This is a genomic window from Streptomyces sp. NPDC051105 (genome assembly GCF_040682795.1).
Lineage (GTDB): Bacteria > Actinomycetota > Actinomycetes > Streptomycetales > Streptomycetaceae > Streptomyces.
On record NZ_JBFBBR010000017.1, the window covers coordinates 160,808 to 177,765 of the forward strand.

The window sequence follows — 16,958 nt, forward strand, 5'->3', positions numbered from 1 at the left end:
AAGTCGGCATCGGCGCCACCGCTGCCGCACTCGCACTCACGGCCTCCGGTCCGTCCCCCGCCGTACCCGCGACCGTCGGCGCCACCGCTGCCGTACCCGCGACCGCCGGTGCCCCTGACACCGCACGCGCTCCCGCCCGCTCGGCTGTCGCCAGTTGAGCGGGCGGTGAGTTCCCTTCCCGGGCGCTACTCCACGGCGATGGCCCGCAGCACGTCCAGGCGGGCCGCTCGCCGGGCCGGACGCAGGCCCGCCAGGGCGCCCGCCGCCACGCCCACCAGCGCCACGACGACCAGTCGGACGGGCGGGACGGCGAAGGCGAACGCCGTGTCGCTCGTGCCGTCCGAGGCCCTCACCAGGACCCAGCCGAGGAAGGCGCCGAGGCCGAGTCCGCCGGCCGTGCCGAAGGCGGCGACCAGGACCGACTCCCAGCGGACCATGGCCCGCAGTTGGCGGCGGGTCTGGCCGACGGCCCGCAACAGGCCCAGCTCCCGGGTGCGTTCGTGGATCGCGAGGGTCAGCGTGTTGGCGATGCCGAGCAGGGCGATGAGGACGGCGAGTGCGAGCAGCGCGTAGACCAGGGTGAGCATCATGTCGATCCCACCGGCCGAGGACTGCGCGTACTCGTCCCGGGTCTGCACCTGCGGATTGCCGTACCGTTCGGCCGCCTTCGTCACCGCCGCCCTGCCCGTGGTGGCGCTCACCCCGGGCCTGAGGGTGACGGCCACCAGCGTGTCGGAGTCCTGGATGCGGTGCGGGGCCCAGGCGGCACGGGTGATGACGTAGTCACCGGCGAGTTCGGACTGCCCGTAGACCGCGCGGACGGTGAAGTCCTGCTCCTCACCGTCGGTGAAGGTGAGCCGGGCGGTGTCACCGGTGTGCAGGTGCTGCCGGTCGGCCTCCGTCCGGGTGACGGCGATGCCGTCGGTGCCGAGCCGGGTGAGTGAACCCTGGACGGTGCCGAGGTCGAAGGTGCGGGCGAGGGCGGCGGGGTCGGTGACCGTCAGCGCCCGTCCCCTGCCGTCCACTTCGGCGACCCCGCGGCCCAGTCCCACGGCGGTGTCGACCTCCGGGAGCCGCTGGAGCACCGGTGCCAGGCGGGGGCTGAGTCCGCTGCCGCCCGCGCCGAAGGACGGGGTGCTGACGGCGAGGTCGCCGGCGAAGGACCGGGAGACGGTCTGGTCCATGGTCGCCTTCAGGGACGCGCCGAACACGGTGAACAGCGAGACGACCGCCACCCCGATCATCAGCGCGCTCGCGGTGGCGGCGGTCCGCTTGGGGCTGCGCAGCGCGTTGCGGCGGGCCAGGGCGCCGGTCACGCCGCGCAGCCGGCCGAGGGGGCCGCCGAGCAGTCGTACGGCCGTGGTGGCGGCGACCGGGCCCAGGATCACGAAGGAGACCAGGGCCAGTAGCGCGCCGAGTCCCGCTAGCCAGACAGACGGAAGGACCAGGACGCCGGTAAGGGCGAGGGCGACGGCCAGGGCGCCCAGGCCGGCTCCGACGACCGCGCGGAGGCCGGACGCACCCGAGGAGTCGACGGCGGTCTCGCGCAGGGCGGCCAGCGGGGCGGTGCGTCCGGCGCGTACGGCGGGCAGCAGCGCGGAGCCCAGGCAGACGACGGCACCGACCGCGAGCGGGAGGACCATCGAGAGCGCCTTGACCACCAGGTCGCCGCCGGGGAAGGGGAATCCGATCGCCGGGAAGAGCGCCTGCAGCCCGGCGGCGATCCCGATGCCGCCCGCGAGCCCGGCGGCGGACGCCACGACGGCCACGGCGCTCGCCTCTGTCAGGGTCGCCGCGGTCACCTGGCCGCGGGAGGCCCCGAGGGCACGCAACAGGGCGTTCTCCCGGGCGCGTTGGGCGACGACGATGGCGAAGGTGTTGTGGATGGAGAAGGTCGCGACCAGCAGGGCGATCCCGGAGAAGACGAGCAGGAGGGTGGTGAAGACGGTCAGGAACCGGCTGGAGATCATGTCGGTGTTCTCCTGGGCCGACTCCTGCCCGGTGATCGCCTCGACTCCCGCGGGCAGCACGGCAGTCAGCCGGTCGACCAGCTCCTGCTGACCGACCCCGGGGCCGGCCCGCACCAGGATGCCCGCCGCCTCGCCGGGCTTGGCGGTGAGATACCTCTCGGCGTCGGACCGTGTCATGCCGGTGAAGGTCACCTGGGCCATGCCGTCCTCGCCGCCGAAGGTCGCGAGGCCGACGATGGTCACCTCGACCGGGTCGGGGGTGCGCAGCACGGTCGTGTCGCCGATCTTCAGGCCGCCCTTCTTCGCGGCACCTCGGTTGACCACGACCTCCCCGGACCGGGCGGGGGCGCGGCCCTCGGCGATCCGGTAGGAGTTGAGCTTCGGGTCGGTGATCCAGTTGCCCGCGAGGGTCGGCGGGCCCTTGCCGCCGACGGGCTTGCCGTTGGCGCCCACCAGTTGGCCCGCGCCCTGGATGTCCGGGGCGGCGGCCGCGACGCCGGGCACCTGCTCGACTGTCCGCACCAGGGAGGTGGGCACGGGCTCTCGTACGCCCTGGGCCTCGCCCGGTGTGGTGATTGCGTCGGCGCCGCGCACCACGGCGTCCGTGCCCCTGGTGGCCTCGCCGAACATCGAGTCGAAGCTCGCGCGCAGTGTGTCGCCCATGACCAGGGTGCCGGCCAGGAAGGCGACCCCCAGGAACACGGCGAGGAAGGTGCCGGCGAACCGGCGCCGGTGGGCGCGCAGCGAGGACAGGCTCAGTCGGACGGACGCGTTCATGACCGCACCTCGAAGGCCTTCATCCGGTCCAGGACGGTGTCGGCCGCCGGGGACTCCATGCGGTCGACCAGACGCCCGTCGGCGAGGAAGACGACCTCGTCGGCGTGGGCGGCGGCCACCGGGTCATGGGTGACCATGACGACCGTGCGGCCCGTCCGCCGTACCGCGTCGCCGAGCAGGCCGAGGACCTCGGCGCCGGAACGCGAGTCGAGGTTGCCGGTGGGCTCGTCGGCGAAGACGACCTCCGGGCGGCCGGCGAACGCCCGTGCCACGGCCACGCGTTGCTGCTGGCCGCCGGAGAGTTCGGAGGGGCGGTGGTGCAGCCGGTCGCGCAGTCCGACGACCTCGACGAGCGCGTCGATCCACTCCGGGTCGCCGCGCCCGCCCGCCAGGTCCAGCGGCAGGGTGATGTTCTCCGCGACGGTCAGCGTCGGCACCAGGTTGAACGCCTGGAAGACGAAGCCGATCCGGTCGCGGCGCAGCAGGGTCAGCCGCCGGTCGTCGAGCGAGCCCAGCTCGGTGTCGCCGATCCAGGCGGTGCCCGAGGTGAGGGTGTCGAGGCCGGCCGCGCAGTGCATCAGGGTGGACTTGCCGGAGCCCGACGGGCCCATGATGGCGGTGAAGCGTCCTTCCGGGAACGCCACGTCCACGCCGTCCAGGGCGCGTACCGCGGTGTCGCCGGCGCCGTACGTCTTCACGGCGCCCACGACCCGGGCCGCGGCTCGTACCTCGGTGGTCGTGGTCATGCCGCGCCGCCCTTGCCGATGCGGCCGAACTGCTCCTCCAGGACGGACAGCCGCCGCCAGTACTCGTCCTCGTCGATCTCGCCGGAGGCGAAGCGGCGGCCGAGGACGGCGAGCGGCGAGTCGCCGGCCGGGCGTCCGGTGTCCGCCGGGCGCCAGGGGCCGCCGCGCCCGCGCCACGCGGTGCGGCGCAGGACGGTGACGACGCCGATCGCGACGGCCGCCCAGATCAGCGGGAAGAACAGGATCCACGGGCCGGGCCCGCCGTCCCAGTTCGCCAGGGTCTCCATCTCGGTTCAACTCCCTTGCCGGAAAGTCTCGGTGTGCTGCGTAGAGACTGGCTCCGGGGAGGGGTCCGGGTCGTCGTGCGGCCGGCGGCAGTCGCCGTACCTCCCGGGGAGTACACGGCGGGGAGCGCGCTGCTCCTGTCAGGGCTGGCATTCTGTAACTACTAGTATGTACAGTGCCCGTATGACCACATCGGAGCGTCTGATCGAGTCCACCCGTGAGCTGCTCTGGGAGCGCGGTTACGTCGGCACGAGCCCCAAGGCCATCCTGGAGCACGCCGGGGCCGGCCAGGGCAGCATGTACCACCACTTCAAGGGCAAGCAGGACCTGGCCCTTGCCGCGATCCGGCGGACCGCCGAGGAGCTCCTGGCCACCGCGGAGGGTGTACTCACCGGGCCGGGCACGCCGTACGAGCGGATCGAGGCGTATCTGCGGCGCGAGCGCGATGTGCTGCGCGGCTGCCCGGTCGGGCGGCTGACCATGGACCCGGACATCATCGCGAGCGAGGAACTGCGGGCACCCGTCGACGAGACCCTCGACCGGATCCAGGAGCTGATCGCCGGGATCGTCGAAGAGGGCAAGGAGCAGGGGCAGTTCGGCTCATGGGTGGACGGTGAGGAGATCGCCGCGACGGTCCTCGCGACCGTGCAGGGGGGTTACGTCCTCGCCCGTGCCTCCGGCTCGCCCGCCGCGTTCGACGCCGGCGTGCGCGGACTGCTGTCACTGCTGAGGAACTGACATACGTGCGGACCTGTCCGCCGCCGACCACCCCCACCGCCCGAGCGCTGGAGAGAGGCTTCCACCATGCACGCCCTGCAGTACGAACTGACCCTGCCCGCCGACTACGACATGGGCATCGTCCGTGACCGGGTGGCCCGCGTGGGGCATCTGCTCGACGACTGGGACGGCCTCGGCTTCAAGACGTACCTGCTGCGCGAGCGCGGTGTGCACGGCTCGCCGGTCAACCAGTACGCACCCTTCTACCTCTGGAACACCGTGGAGGGCATGAACCGCTTCCTGTGGGGAGGCGCCTTCCAGGGTCTCGTGAACGACTTCGGGCGGCCCGAGGCACGGCAGTGGTCGGGCCTGGCGTACGAGGAGGGCGGCGCGGCCGATGCGCGTGCGGCCTTCGCGGTCCGGCGGCGGGAGCCGGTGCCGGACGGGGCCGAGTTGTCCGGGCTGATGGCGGACGTGGTGCGGGAGACCCGACGGGTCGCGGGCGAGGACGGCGCCGTGCTGGCGGCGGCCGCCGTGGACACGGCCCGCTGGGAGGTGGTCCGCTTCTCGCTCTGGGCGCAGGACGCCCCGAAGGCCGAGGGGGACGTGTTCCAGGTACTGCACATGTCGGAACCCGGCCGGGACCGGCTGCCGCGCGGGCGCCAGTGGTGAGTACCGTCCGTACCGTCCTCGGCGACGTGCGGCCCGAGGACCTGGGCGTGTGCGACGCGCACGACCACCTCTTCCTCCGCAGTCCCAGGCTCCCGGGTCAGGAGCTGGACGACGCGACCGCCGCGCGGGCGGAGCTGTCGGCGTTCCGCGCGGCGGGCGGGGCGAGCGTCGTGCAGTGGACGCCGTACGGGATGGGCCGGCGCGCCGCCGACCTGTCCCTGCTGTCCCGTACCACCGGGGTGCGTCTGGTCTGCGCCACGGGACTGCACCAAGCGGCCCATTACCCGCCGGATTTGCTCGACGGGCTGGACGGGCGGCTCGCCGACGTCTTCGTCGCCGAGCTGACCGAGGGCATCGGCACATCCGGGGTACGGGCCGGTCTGATCAAGGTGGCGGGCGGTTTCCACGCCCTCGACGCGCACGCCCGCCGCACGATGTCGGCGGCGGCCGAGGCGCACCACGCGACGGGCGCGCCGATCGCCGTCCACCTGGAGCTGGGCACCGGCGCCCTCGACGTACTGGACCTGTTGTGCGGGGAGTTGGATGTCCCCGGCGACCGGGTGATCCTCGGCCACCTCAACCGCTCCCCCGACCTCCTCGTCCAGCGGCAGGCGGCCGCATCCGGCTGCTGGCTGGCCTTCGACGGGCCGTCCCACGCGAACCACGCCACCGACTGGCGGATGCCGGAGGCCGTCCGGGCCCTGGCCGCTGGTTCCGCGCGCGGGGCGGGCCCGCGGACATCGCCTGCGAACCGGAGGGCCACGAAGCCCTGTTGGCCCTGGTCGCCCTGGGCTGCGGACGGGTGTGGTGCCACGGCTGGTGCTGGACCACAGCGCGGTGCGGGACCGGCTGTCGGTGGTCCCGGCCGCTCCGGCGCCGGAGCGGTTCCCGATCGGGTTGTGCGTGCGGCGGCCGGATCTGCGGCGGCCGCTGGTGGCGGCGTTGTGGAGCCTCACGGCTCAGTGGTAGGGCGTCACCGCAGCGCCCCCAGCGGATCGTCCAGCACCGGCTGCCAGGCCAACTCGGCGGCTCCCACAAGGCTGTTGTGGCTCAGCGTGCAGGGCAGGATCGGTACGCCACCGCTCTGGCCCCACAGGCTGCGGTCGGCGACGACGGCACGCAGCCGCTCGGGGTCGGCGTCCAGCAGGGTGCGGTGCAGGCCGCCGAGGATGATGCGGTCGGGGTTCAGGATGTTGACCAGTCCGGCCAGGCCCAGGCCGAGGCGGTCGATCAGGGCCTCGGCGGCCCTGCGCACGGTCGGGTCGGCGTAGTGGTCGCGGACCAGGTCCTCGGCCTGCCGGAGCAGCGACACCTCGGGGCCGGGTTCGCGGCCCGCTTCGACGAGCAGCGCCAGCGGATCCGCCTCGACGTCCAGGCAGCCCCGGCTCCCGCAGTGGCAGGGGCGGCCCTCGGGGTTGACGGTGAGGTGGCCGACCTCCAGGGCCAGACCCGAACTCCCCGTGTGCAGACGGCCGTCGAGGACCAGCGCGCCGCCGACGCCCCGGTGCCCGGTGGCCACGCACAGCAGATCGCGGGCCCCCCGGCCCGCGCCGTGCCGGTGCTCGGCGAGCGCGGCGAGGTTCACGTCGTTGCCCGCGAAGGCCGGGCCGGTGATTCCGGCCGCGCGCACGCACTCCGCGAAGATCCGGCGCACCGGCGCGCCCACCGGCCAGGCCAGGTGAAGGGGGTTGAGGGCGAGGCCCTCCGGTTCGGCGACGGCGGACGGTACGGCGAGACCGGCGCCGACACAGCGCAGGCCGGTGCTGCGGAGCAGGTCGGCGCCGGCCTCCACCACCGAGCCGAGCACCTTCGCCGGGTCGGCGTCGACGGTCTCGCAGCCGGGGGCGGTGGCGACGATCCGGCCGCCCAGGCCGACCAGCGCGGCACGGAAGCCGTCGGCGTGGACCTGTGCGGCGAGGGCGACGGGGCCGTGCTCGGCGACCTCGAGGCGGTGCGAGGGGCGGCCCTGCGAACCGGCCGCGGCACCCGGGTGCGCGTCGACCCTGATCAGGCCGAGCGCCTCCAGCTCGGCGGCGACGGCGCCGGCCGTGGCCCGGGTGACCCCGAGTTCCGCGGTGAGTACGGCGCGGGTGGGGGCGCGGCCGGTGTGCACGAGTTCCAGTGCGGGGCCGAGTGCGCCGCGTCCTCGGTCCAACCGGGGTTTCGAGGTTCCGTTCCCCGTCGCGCCGGGGGCCGCCTTGCCGCTCATGAGAGGGAGTCTGCCATGATCCGTAGTCCTGAACGGTGCCGGTGCGTTGTGGCTGGTCGCGCCCACGCGGCGGCCCCACATCGATTCAGCCCCGCGCCCCTGAAGGGGCGCTCCACTCGGGGCGGCTCAGAAACCGCTCACCCTCAGCGTGACGTTCAGACGGCCGGTCAGGCCCAGCCCCGTCGGTCCGGTGCCCGGGTACACCCTCGGCACTCCGTGATAGGCGAGCCGTGACTCACCCCCGAACACGAACAGGTCTCCCGAGCGCAGTTCCACGTCCGTGTACGGCTTCGTCCTGGTCTCGGTGTTTCCGAAGCGGAACACGCAGGTGTCCCCCAGGCTCAGCGACACCACCGGCGCGTCCGACTTCTCGTCGGCGTCCCGGTGCATGCCCATCCTCGCGTCGGCGTCGTAGAAATTGATCAGCGCGATGTCGTATGACAATCCACCCACCGCCTGCGGGCCCAGCGCGTCGGTCACCGCACTGCGGGCGAGTTCGTCGAGCCAGGCCGGGAAGGGCTTGACGGGCCTGCGGTCGCCGTCGACGACGGTGCGGGCGTAGGCGTACGGGTACCAGTGCCAGCCCAGGCAGACCTGGCGGGCGGTCATGGTGCCGCCCTGCGGAGTGCGGACCGTGCGCAGTCCGGCGGGTGGCCGGGCCCACTCCCGGCAGGCGTCCAGCAGCTCACGCTGCCGCCCCGCGCTCAGCCAGTCGGGGACGTGCACGGCGCCCGGCGCGATCTGGGCGCACGCCCTCGGGAACAACTCGTCCTCCATGCCCCCCATCCTGCCCGACCGGGTCTGAGCTGCGGCTCCGCTAGCCTGGAGGCACGATGAGCGACCGTATGACGACTGCGTGGGGCGAGTACGAGCTGTCCCGCTTCCCCGAGGATCCGAGCGACCGGCTGCGTGCCTGGGACGCTTCCGACGCGTATCTGCTGAGGCATCTGGCCGAGGAACGGACCGGGCTGTCCGGCACGGTCGTGGTCCTCGGCGACCGCTGGGGCGCGCTGGTCACCGCGCTGGCGGAACACCGGCCGGCACAGATCACCGACTCGTACCTGAGCCAGGAGGCGACCCGGGCGAACCTGGCGCGCGCGGGTGTCGAGACGGGTGCGGTGCGGCTGCTCACCACCCAGGATCCACCGCCGGAGCGGGTGGACGTGCTGCTGGTGCGGGTGCCGAAGAGCCTGGCCCTGCTGGAGGACCAGCTGCTCAGGCTGGCGCCCGCCGTGCATGCGGACACGGTCGTGATCGGCACCGGGATGGTGAAGGAGATCCATACGTCGACCCTGAGGCTGTTCGAGCGGATCCTCGGCCCGACCCGCACCTCGCTGGCCGAGCAGAAGGCCCGGCTGATCCACTGCGTCCCGGACCCGTCGCTTCGGCGGCCGGTGAACCCCTGGCCGTACAGCTACGAGCTCCCCGACGGGATCGGCGCGGTCTCCGGTCGTACGGTGGTCAATCACGCGGGTGTCTTCTGCGCCGACCGGCTCGACATCGGCACCCGGTTCTTCCTGCGGCATCTGCCCGCGGGCGGGCGCCGGATCGTGGACCTGGGGTGCGGCAACGGGGTCGTCGGGACGGCGGTGGCGCTGGCCGATCCGACGGCCGAGGTGCTGTTCGTCGACGAGTCGTTCCAGGCGGTTGCCTCGGCGGAGGCCACCTACAAGGCCAACGGGGTGCCCGGGCATGCCGAGTTCCGGGTCGGGGACGGGCTGGCCGGGGTGGCGGCCGGGAGCGTGGACGTGGTGCTGAACAACCCGCCGTTCCACTCCCACCAGGCGACCACCGACGCGACGGCGTGGCGGATGTTCACCGGGGCGAAGCAGGCGCTCCGGCCGGGCGGCGAGCTGTGGGTGGTGGGCAACCGGCACCTGGGCTATCACGTGAAGCTGCGCCGGCTGTTCGGCAACAGCCAACTGGTGGCGAGCGACCCGAAGTTCGTGGTGCTGAAGGCGGTCAAGCGGGGCTAGTGCCCAGGACCCCGATGATCCTCGTGACCTCCCGGGCCATCGCCTCCCTGCCGACGCTGAGGTACTTGCGGGAGTCGACCGCGTCCGGGTGGTCCGCGAGGAAGCGGCGGATCGCGGCGGTCATCGCCATGTTGAGCGCCGTGCCGATGTTGACCTTGGCGATGCCGCCGGCGACCGCGGCGACCAGGCCGTGGTCCGGGACCCCGGAGGAACCGTGCAGCACCAGCGGTACCGGCACGGCGGCGGACAGGCGGGCGAGGAGGCCGTGGTCGAGGGCCGCGGTGCGGGTGGTCATGGCGTGCGCGCTGCCGATCGCCACGGCCAGCGCGTCGACGCCGGTGCCGGCGACGAAGGCCCGTGCCTGCCCGGGATCGGTGCGGGCGCCGGGTACGTGCGCGTCCACCGGCGGGCGGCCGTCCTTGCCGCCGACCTCGCCCAGCTCGGCCTCGATCCACAGGCCTTGGGCGTGCGCCCAGTGGACGGCCGCCGCGGTCGCGGCGAGGTTCTCGGCGTACGGCAGCCGGGAGGCGTCGTACATCACGGAGCTGAAGCCGGCCGCGGGCGCCTGCCGGAGCAGTTCGTCGCTCTGGACGTGGTCGAGGTGCAACGCGACGGGCACGCGGGCGCGTTCGGCGGCCGCAGTGGCGGCGCGGGCGAGCGGCAGCAGTCGTCCGTAGCGGAACTTGACGGCGTTCTCGCTGACTTGGAGGACCACGGGCGATCCGGCCGCCTCGGCGCCGGTGACGACGGCCTCCACATGCTCCAGGGTGATGACGTTGAACGCGGCGACGGCGGAGCGGGACTCGGCGGCCCGGGTCAACAGCTCACCGGTGGCTGCGACGGGCACGGTCACGCCTCCCCGGACGGGGCGAGGATCACCGAGCGGGTGAGGTGGCGTGGCCGGTCGGGGTCGAGGCCCCGGGCGGCGGCGACGGCGACCGCGAGGCGCTGGGCGCGGACGAGTTCGGCGAGCGGGTCGAGGACCCCCTCGATCCACAGTCCGCCGGTGGCGCGGACCTGTTCGGCGAGTCCGGCGGGCGCCGGGCCGAGCGTCCAGGTGGCCGTGGAGCGGGTGGTGATGCTGATCGGGCCGTGCCGGTACTCCATCGCCGGGTAGGCCTCGGTCCAGGACAGCGAGGCCTCGCGCATCTTCAGCCCGGCCTCGTTGGCGAGTCCCACGGTCCAGCCGCGCCCCAGGAAGGTGAACTGCGTGCACTCGACGAGTTCTGTCGGCAAGGCAGTCGAGAGCGCGGTGCGGGCGTCGGCCACCACCGCGTCGGTGTGCAGGCCGAAGTGGGTGCGCAGGAGGGTGAGGGCGCTGGTCGCGAACCGGGTCTGGACGACGGAGCGTTCGTCCGCGAAGTCCAGGACGACGAGGTCGTCGGCGGCATGCAGCACGGGGGTGTCGGGGTCGGCGGTGATCGCGGCGGTGCGCGCGTGCCCCTTCAACTGCTCCAGCAGTTCGAGCACTTCGGTGGTGGTGCCGGACCGGGTCAGGGCGAGCACCCGGTCGTAGGAGCGCCCGGGCGGGAACTCCGAGGCGGGGAACGCGTCCGTCTCGCCCTGCCCCGCCGACTCGCGCAGCACCGCCGCCGCCTGGGCCATGAAGTACGAGGTGCCGCAGCCGACGATCGCGACCCGTTCCCCCGCCGCCGGCAGCGCCCCCGCGTGCCGCCCGGCCTCTTGCGCGGCACGTATCCAGCACTCGGGCTGGCTGTACAGCTCGTCCTCGACATGCGTCATGCCGCACCCTCCCCTGATCTGATTGTTCTTGCAAGATAGGGGGAGCTTTCGAGCACAATCAAGCATTCAGGCGAAGGCGGAGTGGGTTAAGGTCGCCGGGAGATCGAGGAACGGAGGCGGCGGATGTCGCGCGACGCCCGCTGGAAGGCGCTGCTCGAGCTGCTCGTCGAGCGCGGCCGGCTGGAGGTCGAGGAGGCGGCGGCCGAGCTGGCGGTCTCGGCGGCGACGATCCGCCGGGACCTCGACCAGCTCGCCGAGCAGCAGATGCTGGTGCGTACCCGGGGCGGGGCGGTGGTGCACGGGGTGTCGTACGAACTGCCGTTGCGCTACAAGACCGCCCGGCGGGCCTCGGAGAAGCAGCGGATCGCCAAGGCGGTGGCGGAACTGGTCGTGCCGGGCGAGGCGGTGGGGCTGACCGGCGGGACGACCACCACCGAGGTGGCCCGCGCCCTGGCCGTGCGCGGCGATCTCGGCACGGGCACGCCTGCGCTGACGGTCGTCACGAACGCGCTCAACATCGCCAACGAGCTGGCCGTGCGACCCCAGTTCAAGATCGTGGTGACGGGCGGGGTGGCGCGCCCGCAGTCGTACGAGCTCATCGGGCCGCTCGCGGACGGTGTGCTGGGTCAGATCACCCTCGATGTGGCGGTGCTCGGGGTGGTCGCCTTCGACGTCGTGCACGGGGCCGCGGCCCATGACGAGGCGGAAGCGGCGATCAACCGGCTGCTGTGCGAGCGCGCCACCCGCGTGATCGTGGCCGCCGACTCCAGCAAGCTGGGCGGGCGGGCCTTCGCCCGGATCTGCGCGGCGGACCTGGTGGACACGCTGGTGACGGACACGGCGGCGGCACCGGAGGCAGTAGGCCCGTTCGAGGAGGCGGGGATCCGGGTCATGACCGTGTGACCAGGCCGCGGAACCTGTCACATACCGCTGATGTCCGCGCTGACGAAGCCGGCGCCCCGCTGGTCGTTGCAGCCGAACACGGGCCGGTCTGCCGGGTCGGGCCAGCTCTGCCGGGCCTGGAGGGCGACGCTCACCAGGGTCAGCAGCAGATCGACGTCGCTCGTGGCGTCGAGTCGTATCGTCACCCACTGCGAGCCCGGGACGATACGGATCGCCCCGGTGCTCTTGAGGTTCTTGGCGAAGTGCCGGATGGCGTGGGTGGTGAGACGCAGGTCCACATCGCGCTCCGAGTGGAAGTGCGCGATCTCGCCCTGCGACGAACTCACGGCCTGACCCAGACCACAGCTGGGTACCGCCTGGGTCAGGTCGGGCCAGCTCGCCAGTTGCGCAAAAGCGCGCGAGGCCAACGTCATGGGGCCATCATGGACCGCTCACTCTCCGGTAACCAACCAGCGAGCAGTTATTAACCGAGCTGTTGCCGGGCTCTGTCCGAACACAGATGCCTGGAACGAGTGAATATCCGCAGGATTTCAGTGATTCGAGGGACGGAAGGTGCCTATCGGATGTCTGGGACGAGCGGGGCCGACATCACGTTTTACGCACGCCTGATGCCGGTCGTCGCGAACGCGTCGACGGCCGCGAGGTCGAAGTCCCCGTGGTCGCTGCCGAGGCCCTGGGCGACCAGTGCCGCCACGGCGTTGCCGAGCACGGCGGACTCCCGTGGGCCGCGGCCCAGCCCGATGCCGTGGACGAAGCCGGCGGAGAAGGCGTCTCCACAGCCCGTGGTGTCCACCACGTCGATCTCGAAGGCGGGGACGGCCTCGGTGCCCTCCGCGGTGACCAGCAGCGCGCCGTCAGCGCCGCGGGTGACCGCGACCAGTCCGGCCCCGGCGCCGACCAGCTTCTTCGCGCCGGCCACCAGATCGTCCTCGCCGGAGAAGCCCAGCACCTGGTCATCGTTGGGGAGGAGGTGGTCGACGTACGGCAGTGCCGCCGCGATCTGCTCGAAGCTCCCGAGCACACCGGGCGCGAGCAGGTCCACGGAGGTCGTCACACCGTGCTCCTTGGCGAAGCGCAGGATGCGCGCGGCCGCTTCGACGCCGATCAACTCCGGTCCGCCGAGGTGGAGATGGCCGGCCTCGGCGAGGGCGTCCCAGGGCACGTCGTCGACGCCGTAGGTGATGTTGGCGCCGAGGAGATGGAGGGAGGGCCGGTCGCCGTTGGGGCGGATGGGCAGCACGCTCGCGGAGGTGGCGGTGTCGGCACGGCGGACCAGGAACCGGGTGTCGATTCCGGCCTCGGCCAGCAGCTGCACGAGCATGTCGCCGGTCGCGTCGGCGCCGATGGCCCCGGCGCTCTGCACGGTGGCACCGAGCTTGGCCAGGCTGAGCGCGGTGCCACCGGCGGTCCCGGCGGCCGTCATCCTGATGTCCTCGACCAGCGTGGCGCCCTGCCCCTCGGGTATCGCGTCCACCGGCCGCACCAGCACGTCCAGCACGTGCACGCCCATCGTGACGACCCTCATGACCTGCCCTCCTCCAGGGATTGGGTGGTGCCGTAGTTGCGTGCGATCGCGGTCTCGATCACCGCGAGTTGCTGCTGCTCGTCGAGGACGCGGGGCGTTCCGAGCGCCGCCGCGTGCTGGTAGACGCCGCAGGCCCATTCGAGCAACAGGGCGTTCTCGACGGCCTTGTCGAGGGTCGGCCCGACGGTGACCGAGCCGTGGTTGGCCAGCAGGGCGGCGCTGCGGCCGTCGAGCGCGGTGAGGACCGACGCGGCGAGTTCCGGGGTGCCGAAGGTGGCGTACGGCGCCACCCGCACGGTGCCGCCGAGGGCAAGCAACTGGTAGTGGATACAGGGCAGTTCGTCGAGCACACAGGAGAGGGCGGTGGCCATCGGCGCGTGGGTGTGGACGACCGCGCCGGTGCCGTAACGCCGGTAGATCCCCAGATGCAGGTCGAGTTCGGAGGTGGGTTGCAGGCTCCCCGCGACGGCTTTTCCGTCAAGGTCGACCACCGTCACCTGGTCCGCGGTGAGTCGGGCGAGCACCGCCCCGGTCGCGGTGACCGCGACCCGGTCCCCCACCCGCACGCTGACGTTGCCCGCAGTGCCGATGAGCAATCCCGCCGCCCCCAGACGACGGCAGGCGTCGGCCACCGCGACCCGCTCCCGGAGCAGCGCGGAGCTTGGGTCCGTCATGGCCGCGACGGTAACGTAAACCTGAACCAAAGTCACGTTCAGATTCAGGAGCCGTGGGTGACCGAGCAGCCCGCCGAGGAGAACGGTGTCGTCGCGCGCCGGACCCCCCAACAGGCCCGCAGCAAGGCCCGGTTGGCACGGGTACTGAAGGCCGCGGAGCGTGTTCTGGTCACCGAGGGCGTGCAGGCGCTGACCACGACCCGGGTGGCGGCGGAGGCCAAGGTGTCGGTCGGCTCGCTTTACCAGTACCTGCCCGACCGGGACGCGATCATCGACGCCCTGGCGGCGACGTACTTCTCCCGGCTCGAAGAGGTGATGGACGGCCTCGTCCGCGCCGCGGCCGCCGAGCACTGGGCCGACCCGGTGGGCGTGCTCATCGACGGCTTCGCCGCGCTCTACCGCGCCGAACACGGCTTCCGGGCCCTGTGGTTCGGCAACGGTCTGACCGACCGGACCCGCGAGGCGGACCGCGAGCACAAGCGCCGGATGGCCGACGGGGTGCGCCGGACACTGTTCGCGCTCGGGGTCGTCGGCGACATGGAGGCGCTCGGCCGGGCCTGCCAGGCCGCCGTCCTCGCCGCCGACGCCCTCGCCCAGGAGGCGTTCCGCCGCAACCGCGAGGGCGACACGGCCCTGCTCGACGAGGCGAAGCTGATGCTGCGCGGCTACCTGGCGGCGATCACGGAGCGCCACGGAAACGCCTGAACGGGTACGACCGACGAGCGCGCCGGCCGTACCCGAGGAGAAGATCCAGTGCTGTGACCGGCAGGGTTTGCCGGGAAGCTCGCGGCGTCCGGTGCGGTGCATCGCAAGGCGGAGCATCACCCGCGTACTGGATGTACCCGGGTGGTGCGACAACATGTACTCGGGTGGTGCGACAACGCGGCGAGGTGCCGTGCCAGGCGTCGCGAGCCGGTGAATCTTTCCGGTCGCAGCACTAGCTCGCCGGCGAACCCTGGGCGGGGGCGGCGGCGCACAGGGCGTGGTCGACGAGGGTGCCCGTGGCGCGGTTGAGAGCGGCCAGGTCCGGCGGTGCGGTCGTGGTGGTGAGGGAGATCGTCACCGCGCGCCCGCCGTCCGCGCTCACCGCGGGGCGGGTGTTGACGCCCGCACCGTCGCCCTCGTGGGTGTAGTAGAAACCGCCGCAGGAGAGCAGGACCTTGCGCAGCCCGAGCCCGTAGGTGCCCTCGGGCATCTCCGCCACGTCCTCCGGGTCGTCGGTCCGCTCGACGGTCCGCCGCATCTCACGCCACTGCGCGGCGGGCAGCAGCCTGCCGTCGGCCAGCGCCCGGAAGAAGGTGTTCAGGTCAGCGGTGGTGCTCACCACGCCGGAGTCCGCGGTGTGCTGGAAGCTGTGCTCGGTGACGTCGAGACGCTTGCCGTCGGCGCCGGTCAGATACACGTTCACATGCGGGTCGGGCAGATGCGGGTCGAGCCCGGGAACGGAGGTGTCCCGCAGTCCCAGCCCGGCGATCACCCGGCGCTCGACCAGTTCGTCCCAGGGTGCGCCGCCGGCCTTCTCCGCGATCATCCCGGCCAGCAGGTAGTTGGTGTTGGAGTACGCCCAGCGGGTGGCCCCGCCCGGCCGGGGTACGAAGGCCGGCGGGTGCTTCATCGCCACCGCGACCAGGTCGGCCGCGGGCGTGGTGTCGTAGCGGTTCTCGTCGAAGTGGTTGATCAGCCGGTCCTGGATCTCCGGGTCGTCGATGTAGTCGTACAGGCCGCTGGTCTGGCGGAGCAGGTCGCGGACGGTGATCCGGCTGCCGTCGTTGCCGTTGCCCGCGACGGCTCCCGGCAGCCAGTGCTCGACGGTGTCGTCCAGCGACAGCCGCTGCTCCGCCGCTAGTTGCAGGACCACGGTCGCCACGAACGTCTTCGTCGTGCTCGCCACCCGGAAGTGCGCGTTCCACGGGATCGGGGCCGAGGAGCCGACGGTCCGGGTGCCGATGCGTGCCATGAGCGGTGCGCCGTGCGGTCCGTCGACCCTGGCCAGCACGTTCACGTCGCCGCCCCCGGCCTTCCGTACCGCCGCCAGGTCCCGCCGGAGCTGGTCCTCGCCGTAGGAGTGCCCCGGCGCCGGGTGCCCTGCGGTGGCGGCGGTCGCGGCCGTGGGTGCGGCCAGCGCGAGCAGCGCCGCGGTCAGTACGGCGGCCCTGGTCTTCCTCGACGGCGGCATCTTCATGGTCGAATCCCCCGGTGCTGTGGGTTTTGTGCGCTGACGATCACCAGCCAACCGGATCCGCGAACGCCTGAGGATGGGGCTGCCCTCCGAATGCGGGGTGTACCCAGACCCCCTACGAGCCGGTCCCGCATGTCACCGGAACACGGCGGCCGCCGCAACGACCGAGGCTCCCCTTGCGGTACCCCGGCACACCCTCCTACGCCGGCTTTGTGCCGCCAATGAGCAGCACCCGTTCGCACAGCGTCGTGCCGGGCAGCACTGGCAGTTCGACGCAGCGGTCGCACGCTGGCAATCCCCGGCCGTCGAGTGAGGTTGCCCTGTAGAGGGCGGTACGCGAGTTGGTATCCGGTTCGCCTCTTCTCCCCCGGCGCGACGCCGGCTGAACCTCCCGAGCTGTCCCTGCGTATGAATTCCGCAGGGTCAGGACAGTTCCGGTTTCTGCCACGGGACGGAAGGAGAGCACCATGCCCACACCGCCCACGTCCGACACACCGGACGACCGCACCGCGCTGGAGCCCATCCGTGTGCTGCGCCCGCGCAACACCGACGCGCTGGCCCAGTTGCTCGACGACATCCGCC

Annotated in this window: 16 protein-coding genes and 2 pseudogenes; 7 read left to right on the top strand and 11 right to left on the bottom strand. The window is 72.7% G+C overall.

Annotation, left to right across the window (positions count from 1 at the left end; translation table 11 throughout):
- Positions 1-185: 185 nt before the first annotated feature.
- The 3 genes from AB0N16_RS33970 to AB0N16_RS33980 are packed head-to-tail and all read right to left on the bottom strand — an operon-like array spanning position 186 to position 3,780.
- The gene (locus AB0N16_RS33970; protein ID WP_365803492.1) at positions 186-2,747 is read right to left on the bottom strand and encodes an FtsX-like permease family protein; all 2,562 of its coding nucleotides are present in this window, start codon (positions 2,745-2,747) and stop codon (positions 186-188) included.
- A complete protein-coding gene (locus AB0N16_RS33975; RefSeq protein ID WP_365803494.1) occupies positions 2,744-3,493 on the bottom strand; it encodes an ABC transporter ATP-binding protein in 750 nt (249 codons plus the stop codon). The genes AB0N16_RS33970 and AB0N16_RS33975 overlap by 4 nt, the downstream gene beginning before the upstream one ends.
- A complete protein-coding gene (locus AB0N16_RS33980; RefSeq protein WP_365803496.1) occupies positions 3,490-3,780 on the bottom strand; it encodes an SHOCT domain-containing protein in 291 nt (96 codons plus the stop codon). Before AB0N16_RS33980 ends, AB0N16_RS33975 begins: the two co-directional genes overlap by 4 nt.
- 166 nt (positions 3,781-3,946) lie before the next feature.
- Between AB0N16_RS33980 and AB0N16_RS33985 the strand changes: the two genes are divergently transcribed.
- The 4 genes and pseudogenes from AB0N16_RS33985 to AB0N16_RS34000 form a co-directional block, all read left to right on the top strand.
- Positions 3,947-4,516 carry a TetR/AcrR family transcriptional regulator gene (locus AB0N16_RS33985; RefSeq protein WP_365803498.1) on the top strand — a complete coding sequence of 190 codons (570 nt, stop codon included), beginning with the start codon at positions 3,947-3,949 and terminating at the stop codon, positions 4,514-4,516.
- 66 nt (positions 4,517-4,582) lie between these two features.
- Positions 4,583-5,167 carry a DUF4865 family protein gene (locus tag AB0N16_RS33990; protein WP_365803500.1) on the top strand — a complete coding sequence of 195 codons (585 nt, stop codon included), beginning with the start codon at positions 4,583-4,585 and terminating at the stop codon, positions 5,165-5,167.
- Positions 5,164-5,874: pseudogene (locus AB0N16_RS33995) on the top strand (phosphotriesterase); the annotation flags it as partial. The gene AB0N16_RS33990 and the pseudogene AB0N16_RS33995, both read left to right, overlap by 4 nt.
- Positions 5,874-6,136, top strand: a pseudogene (locus AB0N16_RS34000) (LysR substrate-binding domain-containing protein); the annotation flags it as partial. The pseudogenes AB0N16_RS33995 and AB0N16_RS34000, both read left to right, overlap by 1 nt.
- A gap of 4 nt (positions 6,137-6,140) precedes the next feature.
- Here AB0N16_RS34000 and AB0N16_RS34005 read toward each other — a convergent pair.
- Positions 6,141-7,376, bottom strand: a complete 1,236-nt coding sequence (locus AB0N16_RS34005) for an ROK family protein (protein ID WP_365803502.1) — start codon at positions 7,374-7,376, stop codon at positions 6,141-6,143.
- 126 nt (positions 7,377-7,502) lie between these two features.
- Positions 7,503-8,153 (bottom strand): alpha-ketoglutarate-dependent dioxygenase AlkB, encoded by a 651-nt coding sequence (locus AB0N16_RS34010; protein ID WP_365803504.1) that lies wholly within the window; start codon positions 8,151-8,153, stop codon positions 7,503-7,505.
- A 68-nt stretch (positions 8,154-8,221) separates the two neighbouring features.
- Here AB0N16_RS34010 and AB0N16_RS34015 point away from each other — a divergent pair, with 68 nt between their 5' ends.
- A complete protein-coding gene (locus tag AB0N16_RS34015; RefSeq protein ID WP_365803506.1) occupies positions 8,222-9,352 on the top strand; it encodes a methyltransferase in 1,131 nt (376 codons plus the stop codon).
- On the opposite strand, the gene AB0N16_RS34020 is transcribed toward AB0N16_RS34015, so the two are convergent.
- The gene (locus tag AB0N16_RS34020) at positions 9,339-10,199 is read right to left on the bottom strand and encodes a class II fructose-bisphosphate aldolase (protein ID WP_365803508.1); all 861 of its coding nucleotides are present in this window, start codon (positions 10,197-10,199) and stop codon (positions 9,339-9,341) included. The genes AB0N16_RS34015 and AB0N16_RS34020 overlap by 14 nt on opposite strands.
- 2 nt (positions 10,200-10,201) lie before the next feature.
- Positions 10,202-11,095: an SIS domain-containing protein gene (locus AB0N16_RS34025; protein WP_365803510.1), complete on the bottom strand. Its 894-nt coding sequence runs from the start codon at positions 11,093-11,095 to the stop codon at positions 10,202-10,204.
- Positions 11,096-11,218: 123 nt separating this feature from the next.
- Between AB0N16_RS34025 and AB0N16_RS34030 the strand changes: the two genes are divergently transcribed.
- A complete protein-coding gene (locus AB0N16_RS34030) occupies positions 11,219-11,998 on the top strand; it encodes a DeoR/GlpR family DNA-binding transcription regulator (protein WP_365803512.1) in 780 nt (259 codons plus the stop codon).
- 17 nt (positions 11,999-12,015) lie between these two features.
- Here AB0N16_RS34030 and AB0N16_RS34035 read toward each other — a convergent pair whose 3' ends face one another.
- From AB0N16_RS34035 to AB0N16_RS34045, 3 genes are all read right to left on the bottom strand, one after another.
- Positions 12,016-12,411 (bottom strand): luciferase family protein, encoded by a 396-nt coding sequence (locus AB0N16_RS34035; protein ID WP_365803514.1) that lies wholly within the window; start codon positions 12,409-12,411, stop codon positions 12,016-12,018.
- A gap of 182 nt (positions 12,412-12,593) precedes the next feature.
- Complete coding sequence (locus tag AB0N16_RS34040) at positions 12,594-13,523, bottom strand: carbohydrate kinase family protein (protein WP_365803516.1); 930 nt, start codon at positions 13,521-13,523, stop codon at positions 12,594-12,596.
- Positions 13,520-14,197 carry a class II aldolase/adducin family protein gene (locus AB0N16_RS34045; protein ID WP_365803518.1) on the bottom strand — a complete coding sequence of 226 codons (678 nt, stop codon included), beginning with the start codon at positions 14,195-14,197 and terminating at the stop codon, positions 13,520-13,522. The genes AB0N16_RS34040 and AB0N16_RS34045 overlap by 4 nt, the downstream gene beginning before the upstream one ends.
- A gap of 57 nt (positions 14,198-14,254) precedes the next feature.
- Between AB0N16_RS34045 and AB0N16_RS34050 the strand changes: the two genes are divergently transcribed.
- Positions 14,255-14,902, top strand: a complete 648-nt coding sequence (locus tag AB0N16_RS34050; protein WP_365803520.1) for a TetR/AcrR family transcriptional regulator — start codon at positions 14,255-14,257, stop codon at positions 14,900-14,902.
- Between the two features lie 232 nt (positions 14,903-15,134).
- Here AB0N16_RS34050 and AB0N16_RS34055 read toward each other — a convergent pair whose 3' ends face one another.
- Positions 15,135-16,379 carry a serine hydrolase domain-containing protein gene (locus AB0N16_RS34055; RefSeq protein ID WP_365803522.1) on the bottom strand — a complete coding sequence of 415 codons (1,245 nt, stop codon included), beginning with the start codon at positions 16,377-16,379 and terminating at the stop codon, positions 15,135-15,137.
- Between the last annotated feature and the right edge of the window lie 579 nt (positions 16,380-16,958).